The 18164-nt window shown below is 61.9% G+C and carries 13 protein-coding genes, 4 tRNA genes and 1 rRNA gene; all 18 read left to right on the top strand.

The window, feature by feature from the left end; all coding sequences use genetic code 11:
* The first annotated feature begins 1 nt into the window (after window position 1).
* The 18 genes from rrf to fusA all read left to right on the top strand — a co-directional run bounded on the left by rrf (window position 2) and on the right by fusA (window position 18152).
* Window positions 2-117 (top strand): 5S ribosomal RNA (gene rrf, locus HOP51_RS17605).
* A 301-nt stretch (window positions 118-418) separates the two neighbouring features.
* Window positions 419-1402: a biotin--[acetyl-CoA-carboxylase] ligase gene (locus tag HOP51_RS17610; RefSeq protein ID WP_234275224.1), complete on the top strand. Its 984-nt coding sequence runs from the start codon at window positions 419-421 to the stop codon at window positions 1400-1402.
* On the top strand, window positions 1399-2238 hold the full coding sequence (locus HOP51_RS17615; protein ID WP_234275225.1) for a type III pantothenate kinase: 840 nt from the start codon (window positions 1399-1401) through the stop codon (window positions 2236-2238). The genes HOP51_RS17610 and HOP51_RS17615 overlap by 4 nt, the downstream gene beginning before the upstream one ends.
* Window positions 2239-2355: 117 nt before the next feature.
* Window positions 2356-2439: transfer RNA gene (locus tag HOP51_RS17620), tRNA-Tyr, on the top strand.
* 46 nt (window positions 2440-2485) lie between these two features.
* Window positions 2486-2559 (top strand) — tRNA-Gly (locus HOP51_RS17625).
* Window positions 2560-2600: 41 nt separating this feature from the next.
* A tRNA-Thr gene (locus HOP51_RS17630) sits at window positions 2601-2675 on the top strand.
* Between the two features lie 143 nt (window positions 2676-2818).
* A tRNA-Trp gene (locus tag HOP51_RS17635) sits at window positions 2819-2894 on the top strand.
* 68 nt (window positions 2895-2962) lie between these two features.
* Window positions 2963-3331: a preprotein translocase subunit SecE gene (secE, locus tag HOP51_RS17640; RefSeq protein WP_234275226.1), complete on the top strand. Its 369-nt coding sequence runs from the start codon at window positions 2963-2965 to the stop codon at window positions 3329-3331.
* Window positions 3332-3339: 8 nt separating this feature from the next.
* Window positions 3340-3873 (top strand): transcription termination/antitermination protein NusG, encoded by a 534-nt coding sequence (gene nusG, locus HOP51_RS17645; RefSeq protein WP_234275227.1) that lies wholly within the window; start codon window positions 3340-3342, stop codon window positions 3871-3873.
* A gap of 91 nt (window positions 3874-3964) precedes the next feature.
* Window positions 3965-4396 (top strand): 50S ribosomal protein L11, encoded by a 432-nt coding sequence (gene rplK / locus HOP51_RS17650; RefSeq protein WP_071943762.1) that lies wholly within the window; start codon window positions 3965-3967, stop codon window positions 4394-4396.
* A gap of 2 nt (window positions 4397-4398) precedes the next feature.
* Complete coding sequence (rplA, locus tag HOP51_RS17655; protein ID WP_234275228.1) at window positions 4399-5091, top strand: 50S ribosomal protein L1; 693 nt, start codon at window positions 4399-4401, stop codon at window positions 5089-5091.
* A 269-nt stretch (window positions 5092-5360) separates the two neighbouring features.
* A complete protein-coding gene (gene rplJ, locus HOP51_RS17660) occupies window positions 5361-5864 on the top strand; it encodes a 50S ribosomal protein L10 (protein ID WP_234275229.1) in 504 nt (167 codons plus the stop codon).
* An 87-nt stretch (window positions 5865-5951) separates the two neighbouring features.
* Window positions 5952-6326 carry a 50S ribosomal protein L7/L12 gene (rplL, locus tag HOP51_RS17665; protein ID WP_159554823.1) on the top strand — a complete coding sequence of 125 codons (375 nt, stop codon included), beginning with the start codon at window positions 5952-5954 and terminating at the stop codon, window positions 6324-6326.
* A gap of 234 nt (window positions 6327-6560) precedes the next feature.
* Window positions 6561-10640 (top strand): DNA-directed RNA polymerase subunit beta, encoded by a 4080-nt coding sequence (gene rpoB / locus HOP51_RS17670; RefSeq protein WP_234275230.1) that lies wholly within the window; start codon window positions 6561-6563, stop codon window positions 10638-10640.
* 11 nt (window positions 10641-10651) lie between these two features.
* Complete coding sequence (gene rpoC / locus HOP51_RS17675) at window positions 10652-14872, top strand: DNA-directed RNA polymerase subunit beta' (protein ID WP_234275231.1); 4221 nt, start codon at window positions 10652-10654, stop codon at window positions 14870-14872.
* Window positions 14873-15014: 142 nt separating this feature from the next.
* The gene (rpsL, locus tag HOP51_RS17680) at window positions 15015-15389 is read left to right on the top strand and encodes a 30S ribosomal protein S12 (RefSeq protein WP_095623214.1); all 375 of its coding nucleotides are present in this window, start codon (window positions 15015-15017) and stop codon (window positions 15387-15389) included.
* A 126-nt stretch (window positions 15390-15515) separates the two neighbouring features.
* Entirely contained in the window at window positions 15516-15986 is a 471-nt protein-coding gene (gene rpsG, locus HOP51_RS17685) for a 30S ribosomal protein S7 (RefSeq protein WP_159554817.1), read from the top strand.
* Between the two features lie 45 nt (window positions 15987-16031).
* The gene (gene fusA / locus HOP51_RS17690) at window positions 16032-18152 is read left to right on the top strand and encodes an elongation factor G (RefSeq protein ID WP_234275232.1); all 2121 of its coding nucleotides are present in this window, start codon (window positions 16032-16034) and stop codon (window positions 18150-18152) included.
* Window positions 18153-18164 lie beyond the last annotated feature (12 nt).

Genomic DNA, 18164 nt, shown 5'->3' on the forward strand with positions numbered 1-18164 from the left:
GCCTGACGACCATAGCGAGTGGGAACCACCTGATCCCATGCCGAACTCAGCAGTGAAACCGCTCAGCGCCGATGGTAGTGTGGGGCCTCCCCATGCGAGAGTAGGTCATCGTCAGGCATTTCTTCAGAAACCCAGCTTCGAGAGAGGCTGGGTTTCGCCGTTTGGGGCCTCCCACGTAGAGTAGCGGGGAGCCGCCCTGGACATCGTCAGGCATTTTTTCAGAAACCCAGCTTCGAAAGAGGCTGGGTTTCGTCGTTTAGGGGCCTCCCATGGAAAGTAGCGGAGCGTTGCCCGGGGCGGCAGGCATCTATTCAGACATCCCGGCCAAACTTAGTCGGGTTTTTCTTTATCCGATCAATGCGTTTCCGCAACAGCGGCAGTTCGCTAGAATGGATCTTTTCCCGGTTAGGGCACAGGCATGACCATCGGCGAACTCATTCGGCTGCTGAGTGATGGAGACTTCCACTCCGGCGAGCAGCTGGGCGAACGGCTGGGAGTATCCCGTACTGCGGTCTGGAAGCAATTGAAGAAGCTCGAAGCGATGGATATTCCTCTCGAAGCGGTCAAGGGGCAGGGGTACCGTCTGACCATGCCGCTGGAGCTGATGGACGGCAAAAAAATCGTGGCCGGCCTGTCACGCCAGGGGCGTCAGCATCTCGCCAGGCTGTTCGTGGAGGAGACGCTACCATCCAGCAATGAGTTCATCCGCCAGCGCTTTGCCCAGGGCGCCGGACATGGTGAGGTATGCCTGGTGGAGCAGCAGAGCGCTGGTCGTGGCCGGCGTGGACGTGTCTGGTCGACTCCATGGGGGCGTGCGCTCATGCTGTCGGTAGGGTGGCGTTTCGAGTCCGGGGTCGCGGCACTGGAGGGATTGAGCCTGGCAGTGGGTGTAGCCTTGGCCAGGGTGCTCGAGCGCCATGGTATGCGGCCCCGACTGAAGTGGCCCAATGATGTTCTGCTTGCTGATGCAGAGGGTGGGCTGGGCAAGCTGGCTGGTATCCTGGTCGAGATCAGCGGAGACATGGGAGGCCCTTGCGAAGTCGTGGTCGGTATGGGTATCAACTTCAGCCTTCCTGATGGATTTCGTGCACAGATCGAGCAGCGTGTGGCTGCGGTTCATGATCAGGTGCCGGCGTTGTCACGCAACCAGTTGGGTGTCGAATTGCTGGACGAGCTGTTGCCGCTGCTGGCAGGCTACGAGTCGATGGGGTTCGCTGCCTGGCAGGAGGAGTGGAACGCACGCCATGCCTTTCGAGGATGTGAAGTGGATGTGCTGCGTGGACAGCAGCGTCTGGTGGCGACGGCCGAGAGTGTGGATGAGTCGGGCAATCTATGGATTCGTCATAGTGACGGGCGTGAGCGCCTGGGGGGAGGGGAGATCAGCGTGCGTGGGCGTACATGATCCTTGACCTGGACATTGGCAATACGCTTTCCAAATGGCGACTGAAGGATGCCGACAGCAGCGAGATTCGCTCGCGGGGCGCCGTCTGGACTCGCGAAGAGTGGAAGCCTGGCTCCGACATACCGGATCTCGACGTGGTCGAGGCGGTGCGCATCTCCAGTGTTGCCCGCCAGGCAGTGCTGGAGCAGACCGTGACGCTGCTACAGAGCCGGGTGCGTAACGTACATGTGGCGCGTTCGGTACCTGAGGCGCTGGGGGTGGTCAACGGTTATGAGGAGCCGCACCGGCTGGGTGTCGATCGCTGGATGGGGGTGCTGGCCGGCTATCAATTGGCTGGCGGCTGCTGCGCCGTGGATTGTGGCAGCGCCATTACCATTGATTTCGTGCTGCCGGGTGGGCGTCACTTGGGGGGCTACATCTTGCCGGGCCTGCGCTTGATGAAGGAGAGCCTCAAGCTTGGCACCCGTAACGTTGCCATTGACCCCGACAGCGAGGCCGAGGAGTTGCTGCTGCCTGGCAAGCGCACCGTCGAAGCGGTCAATCATGGAATCTACCTGGCTGCCGTCAGTGCGGTGAACCGCATCTACGCAGAAGTGTGTGATCGCGAAGGGGTGGCGTTGCCGATGTTACTGACCGGAGGTGATGCCCGGGTTGTGGCGAGAGGGGTGCACTCCCCGCATGCGGTGTGGCCCGATATGGTCTATGGCGGCCTGGAAGCGTGCTTTCCCCTGACGGCAGCCGAGCGAGCCGGGCGCATGTCCGGGGCGCCACGCGTCCCGCCGCCTGCAGGGCTGGAAAAAATTCGGGCAGGCCTTGCATTCTCCATGTTGCTTTGACACAATGCAGCGCGTTCCGAAGCCATGGGCGTGCGGCTATGCTGCGCTGTTTTGGCAAGTGGCTGAAAAATAAGCCCTTGACATGGTTTCGGTAGGCGGTAGAATGGGCCGCCATCTGGAGGGGTTCCCGAGTGGCCAAAGGGAGCAGACTGTAAATCTGCCGCGAAAGCTTCGAAGGTTCGAATCCTTCCCCCTCCACCAGATAAGCCGATCGAGGCCTGGGGTCTGGGTTGGAAAGAGTGGGTAGGCGGGCATAGTTCAATGGTAGAACCTCAGCCTTCCAAGCTGATGATGCGGGTTCGATTCCCGCTGCCCGCTCCAGGTATTGCCTTGAATGTAAGGGCGGTGGTGTCGTAAGTTTTGCTCATGTAGCTCAGGGGTAGAGCACACCCTTGGTAAGGGTGAGGTCGACGGTTCAAATCCGTCCATGAGCTCCAATTCTGAGAGGCGAGCGAAGGCTCGCCTTTCTTTTCTTCACGGTGGTGGTTCGCCGGGAAGGGTTGCCAGTCGGCGAGTCATCCGCTATCATGGCGCCCGCTGTTGTGCATGCGGCCTGCAAGAGGTGCTGCATACCAGATACAGGCCAGTAGCTCAATTGGCAGAGCAGCGGTCTCCAAAACCGCAGGTTGGGGGTTCGATTCCCTCCTGGCCTGCCAACCTTCCCCAGGTTGGCATTCTTCATACGAACATACTCGATTGCCGCACCCTGAGGAGTCTCGTTTTCATGAAACATAACGCCGAGGTGCAGGAGTCGCGCCGCGACGGGCTCAAGTGGGCGGTTGTCGTCACGTTGGTGGTGCTGGCGGTGGTGGGGAATACCTACTTTGCCGACCAGGCGCTTCTCTATCGTGTGCTTGGTGTCGTCGTGCTATGTGCGGGTGCTGCGGCGATCGCGCTGACTACCGCCAAGGGGCGGGACCTTGCCGAGTTGGCCAAGAGCGCCAAGAAAGAAATTCAGCGTGTGGTGTGGCCGACCCGTCCCGAGACCGTGCAGACGACTGCCATCGTGCTGGTGGCCGTGCTGGTCGTCGGGCTGATGCTGTGGCTGATCGACACCCTTCTTAGCTGGGCGATGTCCGGCGTCATCGGTTAGGAGTCTTCATGTCCAAGCGTTGGTACGTCGTTCACGCCTACTCCGGCTTCGAGAAACATGTCATGCGCTCCCTCAAGGAACGCGTGAAGATGTATGGCATGGAGGACCGTTTCGGCGAGATCCTGGTGCCGACCGAAGAAGTCGTCGAGGTGCGTGACGGCAAGCGCCGTAAAAGCGAGCGCAAGTTCTATCCCGGCTACGTGCTGGTTGAGATGGAGATGAACGACGCCACCTGGCACCTGGTCAACGAAACGCCCCGGGTCATGGGGTTCATTGGTGGCACCAAGGAGAAGCCGGCACCGATTACTCAGCGAGAGGCTGATGCCATCCTGCGCCGGGTGAAGGACGGTACCGATAAGCCACGGCCCAAGACCATGTTCGAGCCGGGCCAGTCCGTGCGTGTCATCGATGGTCCCTTCGCCGATTTCAATGGTGTCGTCGAAGAGGTCAACTACGACAAGAGTCGCCTCCAGGTCAGCGTGCTGATCTTCGGCCGGGCGACGCCTGTCGAGCTGGAGTTCTCGCAGGTCGAGAAAGAGTGATACATCTCGGCTTTTGAGTTTGTTGTCGACCGCTTCGGCGGTCGTTTAACCCGGGGAGCCGCGAGGCGCTACTACCCAACTGGAGTCAATCATGGCCAAGAAAGTACAGGCTTACATCAAGCTGCAGGTTGCAGCCGGTAAGGCCAATCCGAGTCCCCCTGTGGGTCCCGCGCTGGGTCAGCACGGCGTTAACATCATGGAGTTCTGCAAGGCGTTCAACGCTGCGACCCAGGACATTGAGCCGGGTTTGCCGACTCCCGTGGTGATTACCGTTTATTCCGACCGCAGCTTCACCTTCATCACCAAGACGCCGCCAGCGGCCGTCCTGCTGAAGAAGGCAGCTGGCATCAAGTCCGGCTCCGGTGAGCCGAACAAGAAGAAGGTCGGTACCGTGACCCGTGAGCAGCTCGAAGAGATCGCCAAGACCAAGGAGCCGGATCTCACGGCTGCCGATCTCGACGCCGCGGTGCGTACCATTGCCGGTAGCGCCCGCAGCATGGGCCTGAACGTGGAGGGTCTCTGATCATGGCCAAGCTTTCCAAGCGCGCACAGATGATTCGCGAGAAGGTCGATGCCACCAAGGCTTATTCCCTTGAGGAGGCCGTGGCACTGCTCGCTGAGCTCTCTACCGTCAAGTTCAAGGAGTCGCTGGACGTCGCCATCAATCTGGGCGTCGATCCGCGTAAATCCGATCAAGTGGTGCGCGGTGCTACCGTGATGCCCAACGGGACCGGCAAGGACGTGCGCGTCGCCGTGTTTACCCAGGGTGCCAACGCCGATGCCGCCAAGGAAGCCGGTGCTGACGTCGTCGGCATGGACGATCTGGCCGAGCAGGTCAAGAAGGGTCAGCTCGATTTCGACGTGGTCATCGCCTCGCCGGATGCCATGCGTGTGGTCGGCCAGTTGGGGCAGATCCTCGGTCCGCGCGGCCTGATGCCGAACCCCAAGGTCGGCACAGTGACTCCCGATGTGGCGACCGCGGTGAAGAACGCCAAGGCCGGCCAAGTGCGTTTCCGCACCGACAAGAACGGTATCATCCATACCACTCTGGGCAAGGTCGATTTCGACGCCGACGCCATCCGGGGCAACCTGGAAGCGCTGGTCGCCGATCTCAAGCGGCTCAAACCGAGCACGTCCAAGGGTATCTATTTCAAGAAGGTCACCCTGTCCACTACCATGGGCCCGGGCCTGACCCTCGATCATTCTGCCTTCGTGTAAGGCGAGGCAGAGCGAAGCGTTGCAAGAAACTTTGCGGTCCCCAAGTGCTCTGTTCAGGGCATGAGGGGCGCCGTCAAAGACCGCAGGTGCCGCCCTCTCTCGAGTGGGCGGCTTAATCTCCCCTAGGGATGCCTGCGCAGATGGTGTGGCCGCCAGAACGCTGGTGTGCACCATCACCCAGGACTCCCGGTATGCCTGTGGCTGCCTGGGAGAGATGGTAACCTCCGGAGCCCACTTTCGTGCGGTTCCGGCACGAAGGAGTGATCACTGTGCCACTAGCACTTGAAGGCAAGAAAGCGATCGTTGCCGAGGTCAGTGAAGCCGCCAAGGGCGCGCTCTCCGTCGTCGTTGCCGATTCTCGTGGCGTCACGGTCGAGAAGATGACCGGTCTGCGCAAGCAGGCTCGCGAGAATGGCGTCCAGCTGCGTGTTGTTCGCAACACCCTGGCACGTCGCGCCCTTTCCGGCACTCCCTGGGAGTGTCTGAACGAGAGTTTCGTTGGTCCGACTCTGCTGGCTTTCTCCACCGAGCATCCGGGCGCTGCCGCCCGTCTGTTCAAGGAGTTCGCCAAGGATGAGAAGAACTTCGAGATCAAGGCGCTGGCCTACGAAGGCGAGCTGATCCCGGCGAACGACATCGACCGTCTGGCGACCCTGCCGACTTATGACGAGGCCATTGCCAAGCTGATGTCCGTCATGAAGGAGGCTTCCGCCGGCAAGCTGGTTCGTACCCTGGCCGCGTTGCGCGATCAGAAGCAGGAACAGGCCGCCTGAACGGCGAGTACATTCCTGCTGTCTGAGTCGAACACTGAATAGAGCGCTCGGTGCGCCGAGGCTCCGCAAAGTTTAGGAATCATCAAAATGGCACTGACCAAAGAAGACATCATCAACGCCGTCGCCGACATGTCCGTGATGGAAGTCGTCGAGCTGATCGAAGCGATGGAAGAGAAGTTCGGCGTTTCTGCTGCTGCTGCCGTTGTGGCAGGCCCGGCTGCTGGCGGTGACGCCGGCGCTGCCGAAGAGCAGACCGAGTTCGACCTGGTGCTGGCCAGCGCCGGCGACAAGAAGGTCAACGTGATCAAGGCCGTGCGCGAGATCACTGGCCTGGGCCTGAAGGAAGCCAAGGCTGCCGTCGACGGCGCTCCGGCGACCATCAAGGAAGCCATGTCCAAGGACGAGGCCGAAGAGGCCAAGAAGAAGCTGGAAGAAGCCGGCGCCACCGTGGAACTCAAGTAACCCCTTGGTTTCCATGGCTTCACGCGCTGCGTAAGCTTCCACGGCTGGTGGCGGGCCTTCCCGCCGCCGGCCTTTTTCTGTTGCACTAGCGCCTTGCTGACGCAGCGTCGCTAGAAGAATCCCGACGGCGAGCTACCCCTGTGGAGCTTGCCGTCAGCGCCTGACGGGGGCGGTCCCGTCGGGTGGCGCCGACCACGCATCGGTCACCCATGGTGAACAAGCTGGGGAATACAGATGGCTTACTCATACACTGAGAAAAAACGCATCCGCAAGGATTTCGGCAAACTGCCCCAAGTGATGGATGTGCCCTACCTGCTGGCGATCCAGCTTGATTCCTACTACGACTTCCTCCAGCAGGACCGCTCGGCCGATGAGCGTCTCGAGGTGGGGCTGCATGCGGCGTTCAAGTCCGTGTTCCCAATCGAGAGCTTCTCCGGAAATGCCGCGCTCGAGTACGTCAGCTACCGTTTCGGCACCCCGGCGTTCGACGTCAAGGAGTGCCAACTGCGTGGCGTCACCTACTCTGCTCCCCTGCGGGTGAAGGTTCGCTTGATCATTTATGATCGCGACTCCTCGAACAAGGCCATCAAGGACATCAAGGAGCAGGAAGTCTACATGGGGGAGATCCCCCTGATGACCGAAAACGGTACCTTCGTGGTCAACGGCACCGAACGGGTCATCGTTTCCCAGCTGCACCGCTCACCGGGCGTGTTTTTCGACCATGACAAGGGCAAGAGCCACTCTTCCGGCAAACTGCTCTATTCCGCCCGTGTGATCCCCTACCGCGGCTCTTGGCTCGACTTCGAGTTCGACCCCAAGGACAACGTCTTCGTGCGTATCGACCGTCGCCGCAAGCTGCCGGCTACGGTGCTGCTGCGTGCGCTGGGCATGAGTGCCGAGGAGATCCTCGACGAGTTCTTCGATACCAGCACTTTCCACATCGAGAAGATCGGCTTCTCCGTGGATCTGGTGCCGTCGCGTCTGCGTGGCGAGACCGCCACCTTCGACATCAAGGATGCCGATGGCAACCTGATCGTCGAGGAGGGGCGGCGCATCACCCAGAAGCATATCCGGCAGTTGGAGAAGGCCGGTCTCGAGCGTCTCGAGGTGCCGATGGACTATCTGTTCGGCAAGACGCTGGCCAAGGATCAGGTCGATCCGAACACCGGTGAGCTGATCTGTTCCTGCAACGCCGTCATCACGCCGGAGCTGCTCGAGAAGCTGGGCCAAGCCGGTATCACCAAACTCGAGACTCTCTACACCAACGACCTCGACTGCGGTCCGTTCATCTCCGAAACCCTGCGCCTGGATACCACCAGCTCGCAGCTCGAAGCGCTGGTCGAGATCTACCGCATGATGCGCCCCGGCGAGCCGCCCACCAAGGAGGCCGCCGAGACGCTGTTCCACAACTTGTTCTTCACCGAGGACCGCTACGACCTCTCCGGCGTCGGTCGCATGAAGTTCAACCGCCGCCTGCGTCGCGATTCCGACACCGGCTCCGGCGTGCTCGACAACCGCGACATCCTCGACGTGCTCAAGGAACTGATCTATATCCGCAACGGCTTCGGCGAAGTTGACGATATCGATCACCTGGGCAACCGTCGTATCCGCTGTGTGGGTGAGATGGCCGAAAACCAGTTCCGCGTAGGCCTGGTGCGTGTCGAGCGTGCGGTCAAGGAACGTCTCTCCATGGCCGAGAGCGAGGGCTTGATGCCTCAGGACCTGATCAACGCCAAGCCTGTGGCGGCGGCGGTCAAGGAGTTCTTCGGCTCCAGCCAGCTCTCCCAGTTCATGGACCAGAACAACCCGCTTTCCGAGGTCACTCATAAGCGCCGCGTCTCTGCGCTTGGCCCGGGCGGCCTGACCCGCGAGCGGGCTGGCTTCGAAGTTCGCGACGTTCACGCCACCCACTACGGCCGCCTGTGTCCCATCGAGACGCCGGAAGGGCCTAACATCGGCTTGATCAACTCGCTGGCCACCTACAGCCACACCAACAGCTACGGCTTCCTCGAAACCCCGTACCGCAAGGTGGTGGATCGCCAGGTCACCGACGAGGTAGTGCACCTGTCGGCCATCGAGGAAGGGGACTACGTCATTGCACAGGCCTCGGCCAGCGTGGATGAGTCCGGCAAGCTGGTCGACGATCTGGTGCAGGTTCGCCACAAGGGCGAGACCACCTTCATGCGGCCCGAGCAGGTCACCCTGATGGACGTTTCGCCGCGCCAAGTGGTGTCAGTGGCGGCGGCGTTGATTCCGTTCCTCGAGCACGACGATGCCAACCGCGCCCTGATGGGCTCGAACATGCAGCGTCAGGCGGTGCCCACCCTGCGTGCCGAGAAGCCGCTGGTTGGCACCGGCATGGAGCGTTTCGTCGCGCGTGACTCCGGCGTCTGCGCTGTGGCGCGCCGAGGTGGTGTGATCGACTCCGTCGATGCCAAGCGCATCGTGGTACGAATCAACGAGGACGAGATCATCGGCGGCGAAGCCGGCGTCGACATCTACAACCTCACCAAGTACGTGCGCTCCAACCAGAACACCTGCATGAACCAGCGCCCCATCGTGCGTCCTGGCGACGTGGTCGAGCGTGGTGACATCCTGGCCGACGGCCCGTCCGTCGACATGGGCGACTTGGCGCTGGGTCAGAACATGCGCATCGCCTTCATGCCCTGGAATGGCTACAACTTCGAGGACTCGATCCTGCTGTCCGAGCGGGTGGTGCAGGAGGACCGTTTCACCACCATCCACATCCAGGAGCTGACCTGTGTCTCCCGCGACACCAAGCTGGGGCCGGAGGAAATCACCTCGGATATCCCCAACGTGGGGGAGTCGGCGCTCTCCAAGCTGGATGAGGCTGGTGTAGTTTACATCGGTGCCGAAGTTGGTCCGGGCGACATCCTGGTGGGCAAGGTGACGCCCAAGGGCGAGACCCAGTTGACCCCCGAAGAGAAGCTGCTGCGGGCGATCTTTGGCGAGAAGGCCTCTGACGTGAAGGATACCTCGCTGCGTGCGCCGACCGGTATGAAGGGTACGGTCATCGACGTGCAGGTGTTCACCCGAGACGGCGTGGAAAAGGATTCTCGTGCGCTGGCCATCGAGCAGATGCAGCTCGACGAGGTGCGCAAGGACCTTCAGGAGACCTACCGTATCGCTGAGGACGCCACCTTCGAGCGTCTCAAGCGCACGCTCACCGGCCAGCCGGTGAACGGTGGTCCCAAGCTGAAGAAGGGCGACGTGCTTTCTGACAGCTATCTGGAGGAGCTGCCGCGCCAGCAGTGGTTCAAGCTGCGCCTGCAAGACGAGTCGCTCAACGAATTGCTGGCCCAGGCCGACGAGCAGCTCGAGAACCGTCGCAAGGAGATGGAAGAGCGTTTCGAAGACAAGAAGCGCAAGCTGACCCAGGGCGACGACCTGGCGCCGGGCGTGCTCAAGATCGTCAAGGTCTACATGGCGGTCAAGCGCCGTATCCAGCCGGGTGACAAGATGGCCGGTCGTCACGGTAACAAGGGTGTCATCTCCGCCATCATGCCGGTGGAAGACATGCCCTTCGATGACAATGGCATGCCGGTGGACATCGTCCTTAACCCGTTGGGCGTGCCGTCACGTATGAACGTGGGGCAAATTCTCGAGACTCACCTGGGGCTGGCCGCCCATGGGCTGGGCATGAAGATCGAAGCCCTTTTGCGCGACGCCCGCAGTCAACAGGTGGCCGAACTCCGCGCGTTCCTGGGCGAGGTCTACAATTCCACTACGGGAACGCGGGTCGAAGATCTCGATTCGCTGAGCGACGACGAAATCATTGCGCTGGCCAAGAACCTGCGTGGCGGCGTGCCGATGGCTTCTCCGGTGTTCGACGGTGCTGCCGAGGGCGAGATCAAGCACCTGCTGCGCCTGGCCGACTTGCCGGACTCCGGTCAGATGACGCTGTACGACGGGCGTACCGGCGACGCCTTCGACCGTCCGGTGACGGTGGGCTACATGTACATGCTCAAGCTCAACCACCTGGTGGACGACAAGATGCACGCCCGTTCCACTGGCTCCTACTCGCTCGTTACCCAGCAGCCGCTGGGCGGCAAGGCGCAGTTTGGCGGCCAGCGCTTCGGTGAGATGGAGGTGTGGGCACTGGAAGCCTATGGTGCCGCTTATACCCTCCAGGAGATGCTCACGGTGAAGTCCGACGACGTGGAAGGTCGCACCAAGATGTACAAGAGCATTGTCGACGGCGACCACACCATGCATGCCGGCATGCCGGAATCCTTCAACGTTTTGGTGAAGGAAATCCGTTCGCTGGGCATCGATATCGAGTTAGAGAGCTAGGAGCCGACTCCATGAAAGATTTGGTGAAAGTCCTCAAATCGCAGTCACAGTCCGAAGAGTTCGACGCGATCAAGATTTCGCTCGCCTCGCCGGACATGATTCGCTCCTGGTCCTACGGCGAGGTCAAGAAGCCCGAGACCATCAACTACCGTACCTTCAAGCCGGAGCGGGACGGGCTGTTCTGTGCCAAGATCTTCGGTCCGGTGAAAGATTACGAGTGCCTGTGCGGCAAGTACAAGCGCATGAAACACCGCGGCATCATCTGCGAGAAGTGTGGCGTCGAGGTGACCAAGGCCGCCGTGCGTCGCGAGCGCATGGGCCATATCGAACTGGCCAGCCCGGTAGCCCACATCTGGTTCCTCAAGTCGCTGCCGAGCCGCATCGGCATGTTCCTCGACATGACCCTGCGCGACATTGAGCGGGTGCTCTACTTCGAGAGCTTCGTGGTCATCGACCCGGGCATGACCACCCTGGAGCGTGGCCAACTGCTCAACGACGAGCAATACTTCGAGGCGCTGGAGGAGTTCGGCGACGACTTCGACGCCCGCATGGGCGCCGAGGCGATCCAGGCGCTGCTCAAGGACATCGATCTGGGCGAGGAGGTCGACCGTCTGCGCGAGGAAATCCCGCAGACCAACTCCGAGACCAAGATCAAGAAGCTCTCCAAGCGTCTCAAGCTGCTGGAGGCCTTCCTGCAGTCGGGCAACGACCCGGCGTGGATGGTCATGGAGGTGTTGCCGGTGCTGCCGCCGGACCTGCGTCCGCTGGTGCCGCTGGACGGTGGCCGCTTCGCCACCTCGGACCTCAACGACCTCTATCGTCGGGTGATCAACCGCAACAACCGCCTCAAGCGCCTGCTCGATCTCAACGCGCCGGACATCATCGTGCGCAACGAGAAGCGCATGCTGCAGGAGGCGGTGGACGCGCTGCTCGACAATGGCCGCCGCGGTCGCGCCATCACCGGCTCCAACAAGCGCCCGCTGAAGTCGCTCGCCGATATGATCAAGGGCAAGCAGGGGCGTTTCCGCCAGAACCTGCTGGGTAAGCGCGTCGATTACTCCGGCCGCTCGGTAATCACCGTGGGCCCGACCCTGCGCCTGCACCAGTGCGGTCTGCCGAAGAAGATGGCGCTGGAGCTGTTCAAGCCGTTCATCTACTCCAAGCTGCAAGCCAATGGCCAGGCCTCCACCATCAAGGCGGCCAAGAAGATGGTCGAGCGCGAGCTGCCGGAGGTGTGGGACATCCTCGCCGACGTCATCCGCGAGCACCCGGTGCTGCTCAACCGCGCACCGACCTTGCACCGCCTCGGTATCCAGGCCTTCGAGCCGCTGTTGATCGAGGGCAAGGCGATCCAGCTGCACCCGCTGGTGTGTGCCGCCTACAACGCTGACTTCGACGGCGACCAGATGGCGGTGCATGTGCCGCTGACCCTGGAGGCCCAGCTCGAAGCCCGTGCGCTGATGATGGCCACCAACAACGTGCTGTCACCGGCCAACGGCGACCCGATCATCGTGCCGTCCCAGGACGTGGTGCTGGGGCTCTACTACATGACCCGTGAGAAGGTCAATGCCAAAGGCGAGGGCATGGTGTTCTCCGACCTCAACGAGGTGGAGCGTGCCTTCGGCACCCAGAGCGTCTCGCTGCACGCCCGGGTCAAGGTGCGCCTGACCGAGGTGGTGATCGACGAGGAGAGCGGTGAGCGCAGCACCGAGCGCACCCTGTACGACACCACCGTGGGCAGGGCGCTGTTGTTCCGCATCCTGCCGGAGGGCGTGCCCTTCGAGCTGGTCGACCAGCCGATGAAGAAGAAGGCGATCTCGCGGCTGCTCAACGAGGTGTACCGCCGCGCGGGTCTCAAGCCCACGGTCATCTTCGCCGATCAGCTGATGTACACCGGCTTCCGCATGGCGACCTGGTCCGGCGCCTCCATCGGGGTCAACGACTTCGTCATCCCGGAGGAGAAGAGTGCCATCGTCGAGGCCGCTGAGGCCGAGGTGAAGGAGATCGAGGATCAGTTTTCCTCCGGCCTCGTCACTGCCGGCGAGAAGTACAACAAGGTGATCGACATCTGGTCCAAGGCCAACGACAAGGTGGCCAAGGCGATGATGGCGGGCATCTCCAAGGAGACCGTGGTGGACCGCGAGGGCAAGGAGGTCGAGCAGGACTCCTTCAACAGCGTCTTCATCATGGCCGACTCCGGCGCCCGGGGCAGCGCGGCGCAGATCCGCCAGCTCGCTGGCATGCGCGGCCTGATGGCCAAGCCGGACGGCTCCATCATCGAGACGCCGATCGTGGCCAACTTCCGCGAGGGCTTGAACGTACTCCAGTACTTCATCTCCACCCACGGCGCGCGTAAGGGCTTGGCGGACACGGCACTCAAGACCGCCAACTCCGGTTACCTGACCCGCCGCCTGGTGGACGTAGCCCAGGACATGGTCATTACCGAGCAGGATTGCGGCACCGAGCAGGGCTTGACCCTGCATCCGGTAATCGAGGGTGGCGACATCATCGTCTCCCTAGCGCAGCGGGTGCTGGGTCGCGTGGTCGCCCAGGACGTGGTCGATCCCTCCACCGAGGAGGTGTTGATCGCCAAGGGCACCCTGCTCGACGAAGCTTGGTGCGAGCGCCTGGATACCATGGGCGTCGACGAGATCGTGGTGCGCAGTGCGATCACCTGCGAATCGGCCCATGGCGTTTGTTCGGCCTGTTATGGTCGTGACCTGGCGCGGGGGCATCAGGTCAACATCGGCGAGGCGGTGGGGGTCATCGCGGCCCAGTCCATCGGTGAGCCGGGCACCCAGCTGACCATGCGGACCTTCCACATCGGTGGTGCGGCATCGCGCGCCTCGGCGGTGGACAGCGTGCAGGTGAAGCACGGCGGCAAGGTGCGCCTGCACAACATGAAATTCGTCGAGCGCAACGATGGCAAGCTGGTGGTGGTGTCTCGCTCCAGCGCCCTGGCGGTGGCCGACGAGCATGGTCGCGAGCGCGAGTACTACAAGCTGCCCTATGGTGCCGAACTGTCAATCAAGGACGGTGAGGCGGTCGAGGCCGGGCAGATGGTGGCCAAGTGGGATCCGCACACCCACCCGATCATCGCTGAGGTCGAGGGCAAGGTGCAGTACGTCGACATGGTCGACGGCGTCACCATCCATCGCAGCGTAGACGAGATGACCGGCCTCTCCTCCATCGAGGTGATCGAGTCGGCGGCGCGCCCGCAGGCCGGTCGTGACAGCCGTCCGATGATCCTGCTCACCGACGAGAGTGGCGAGCCGGTCAGCGTGGTAGGCTCCAACACCCCGGTGCAGTATCTGCTGCCAGGCAAGGCGATCGTCTCGGTCGACAACGGCGCCCAGATCGGTATTGGCGAGATCGTCGCGCGAATTCCGGTGGAGGCGTCCGGTAACAAGGACATCACCGGTGGTCTGCCCCGCGTGGCCGACCTGTTCGAAGCGCGCAAGCCGAAGGAGCCGGCCATCCTCGCCGAGATCAGCGGTACGATCAGCTTCGGCAAGGAGACCAAGGGCAAGCGCCGCCTGACGATCACGCCGGAAGACGGTGGTGACCCGTTCGAGATGCTGATCCCGAAATGGCGCCAGATCGCCGTGTTCGAAGGCGAAACGGTGGAGAAGGGCGAGGTGATCTCCGACGGCCCGAGCAACCCGCACGACATCCTGCGGCTGCTGGGCGTGGCGGAACTGGCAAAGTACATCACTGCCGAGATCCAGGAGGTCTACCGGCTGCAAGGCGTAGGCATCAACGACAAGCACATCGAAGTGATCGTGCGTCAGATGCTGCGCAAGGTCGAGATCACCGACTCGGGCGACTCGGAGTTCATCCCGGGCGACCAGGTCGAGTTGGTCAAGGTCCTCGAGCAGAATGCACTGCTGGAGCAGGCCGAGAAGTTCCCGGCCAAGTATCAGCGTGTGCTGCTGGGTATCACCAAGGCCAGCCTGGCCACCGAGTCGTTCATTTCCGCGGCCTCCTTCCAGGAGACCACACGGGTCCTGACCGAGGCAGCGGTGACCGGCAAGCGCGATTATCTGCGCGGTTTGAAAGAGAACGTGGTGGTTGGTCGCCTGATTCCGGCAGGGACGGGGCTGGCCCACCATCAGGAGCGTCGTCGCAAGCGGGAAGATACCGAGCGTCTGCTCCATCCGTCGGCCTTCGATGTCGAGCAGGAGCTGGGCGCCCAGCTCACCGCTCTCGACTCGGACGACGACGAGCTGTAAGCGGGGTGGCGTCAAGCGTAGGGAGCCCCTGACGCTTGACGCCTCACCCCGTTAGACCTTAGAATGCGCAGCCTTTAACAGTGGGGTGGGTGCGCCCGCGTCCGCTGAAAGGCAAGGCAACCATTGGAGTCAGCTACACAATATGGCAACGATCAATCAGCTCGTGCGCAAGCCGCGCAAGCGCCCCGTCGCCAAGAGCGACGTGCCGGCGCTGCAGGCCTGCCCGCAAAAGCGCGGCGTTTGCACCCGCGTCTACACCACCACCCCGAAGAAGCCGAACTCGGCCCTGCGTAAGGTCTGCCGCGTGCGCCTGACCAACGGTTTCGAGGTTTCGTCCTATATCGGCGGTGAGGGTCACAACCTCCAGGAGCACTCTGTCGTGCTGATTCGCGGCGGCCGTGTCAAGGACCTGCCGGGTGTGCGTTACCACACCGTGCGTGGCGCCCTCGACACCTCCGGCGTGCAGAACCGTAAGCAGGGCCGTTCCAAGTACGGCACCAAGCGTCCGAAGTCCTGATCGGCCTCGGTACGCTAATAGGATTAATTTCGGTCTGATAAGAGTAAGGCCGGGCGTCGTGAGTTCGATAAAGAGCGTGCGAGTGTTCCGGGTTTGCCTGAAAGACCCTTCGATAGAGGGCTTGTCATGCCTAGAAGAAGAGTTGTCGCCAAGCGCGAGATCTTGCCGGATCCCAAGTTCGGAAGTGAGCGCCTGGCCAAGTTCATGAACCACCTGATGGTCAGCGGCAAAAAGTCCACAGCTGAGCGTATCGTCTATGGTGCGCTGGACACGGTTGCCGAGCGTAGCAAGGAAGAGCCGCTGGACATCTTCGATCGCGCGCTGGAAGCCATCCAGCCGATGGTCGAGGTAAAGTCCCGCCGCGTAGGCGGTGCGACCTATCAGGTGCCGGTAGAGGTTCGCCCCTCGCGTCGCCAGGCGCTGGCCATGCGCTGGCTGGTGGATGCGGCGCGCAAGCGCGGTGAGAAGACCATGGTGCAGCGCCTTGCTGGCGAGATGCTCGATGCCGCCGAAGGCAAGGGCTCCGCGGTCAAGAAGCGTGAGGACGTGCATCGCATGGCCGAGGCCAACAAGGCGTTCTCGCACTACCGTTTCTAAGTGCAGCGCTTCTCAACGCATCGCCAACCAACGGGGAGTTCCACCGTGGCACGCAAGACTCCACTAAACCGCTACCGCAACTTGGGTATCGTCGCTCACGTCGATGCTGGTAAAACCACCACCACTGAGCGGATCCTGTTCTATACAGGCGTCAACCACAAGCTTGGCGAAACTCATGAGGGTGCTTCCACCACCGACTGGATGGAGCAGGAGCAGGAGCGGGGCATCACCATTACCTCGGCTGCTGTGACGACCTTCTGGAAGGGCATGAATCACCAGTTTGACGAGCACCGCATCAACATCATCGACACGCCGGGACACGTCGACTTTACCATTGAGGTGGAGCGTTCGCTGCGCGTGTTGGACGGCGCTGTCGTGGTGCTGTGCGGCTCTTCCGGCGTGCAGCCTCAGACCGAGACCGTCTGGCGTCAGGCCAACAAGTATGAAGTCCCGCGCATGGTGTTCGTCAACAAGATGGACCGCACCGGGGCCGACTTCTTCATGGTCGTCGAGCAGCTCAAGGAACGCTTGGGCGCCAATGCGGTGCCGATCCAGATCAACTGGGGTACCGAGGAAGACTTCAAGGGCGTCATCGACCTGATCGAGATGAAGGCCATCAAGTGGAACGAGGACGACCTCGGTACCACCTATGATCTGATCGAGATTCCCGCCGAGCTCCAGGCCAAGGCTGAAGAGTACCGCGAGCAGATGGTCGAAGCCGCCGCCGAGGCTTCCGAAGAGCTGATGGACAAGTACCTCGAAGAGGGCGAGCTCACCAAGGAGGAGATCAAGGCCGGCCTGCGTCGCCGCACCCTGGATAACGAGGTCGTGCTGGTCACCTGCGGCTCCGCGTTCAAGAACAAGGGCGTGCAGGCGGTGCTGGACGCCGTGGTCGAGTATCTTCCGTCACCCACCGAGGTCAAGGCCATCGAGGGTGAGTTGGACGACAAGGAGGGTAGCATTGCCACCCGCGAAGCGGACGACGATGCGCCTTTCGCTGCCCTGGCCTTCAAGATCGCCACCGACCCCTTCGTCGGTACCCTGACCTTCATTCGCGTCTACTCGGGCGTGGTGAGTTCCGGCGACAGCGTCTTCAACTCGGTCAAGAGCAAGAAGGAGCGCATTGGTCGTCTAGTGCAAATGCACGCCAACTCCCGTGAAGAAATCAAGGAAGTACGCGCTGGCGACATCGCTGCCTGTATCGGCTTGAAGGACGTGACCACCGGTGACACCCTGTGCGATCTGGAGGACAAGATCGTGCTCGAGCGCATGGAGTTCCCGGATCCGGTCATCTCGGTAGCCGTGGAGCCGAAATCCAAGGCCGACCAGGAGAAGATGGGCGTGGCGCTGGGCAAGCTGGCCCAGGAGGATCCGTCATTCCGCGTCAAGACCGACGAGGAAACCGGCCAGACCATCATCTCCGGCATGGGCGAGCTGCACCTGGATATCATCGTCGACCGCATGCGTCGCGAGTTCAAGGTCGAGGCCAACATTGGCAAGCCGCAGGTTGCCTACCGTGAAACCATTCGCGGCAAGGTCGAGCAGGAAGGCAAGTTCGTGCGCCAGTCCGGCGGTCGTGGCCAGTACGGCCACGTCTGGCTGCGCATCGAGCCGCTCACCGAGGCGGACAAGGAAGGCGACGAAGACATGCACTTCAAGTTCGCCTCCGAGATCGTCGGCGGTGTGGTACCCAAGGAGTACGTGGGTGCCGTCGAGAAGGGAGCCTATGAGCAGCTGCAGAACGGCGTCATCGCGGGTTACCCGATGATCGACGTGAAGGTCACGCTGTACGATGGCTCCTACCATGACGTGGACTCGAACGAGAACGCGTTCAAAGTCGCTTCTTCCATGGCTGTCAAGGAAGGGGCGCGCAAGGCCAAGGCCGTGCTGCTGGAACCGGTGATGAAGGTCGAAGTCGTGACTCCCGAGGATTTCATGGGTGACGTCATGGGCGACCTCAACCGTCGCCGCGGTCTGGTGCAGGGCATGGATGACTCTTCCTCCGGCAAGGTCATCCGCGCGATGGTGCCTCTGGGCGAGATGTTCGGTTATGCGACCGATCTGCGTTCTCAGACCCAGGGTCGTGCGAGCTACGTCATGGAGTTCGCGAAGTACGAAGAGGCGCCCTCCAGCATCGTTGAAGCCGTCATCAACCAGAAAGGCTAACCGCTAGCAAAC

It is taken from the genome of Billgrantia zhangzhouensis, from assembly GCF_021404465.1.
Classification (GTDB): domain Bacteria; phylum Pseudomonadota; class Gammaproteobacteria; order Pseudomonadales; family Halomonadaceae; genus Halomonas; species Halomonas zhangzhouensis.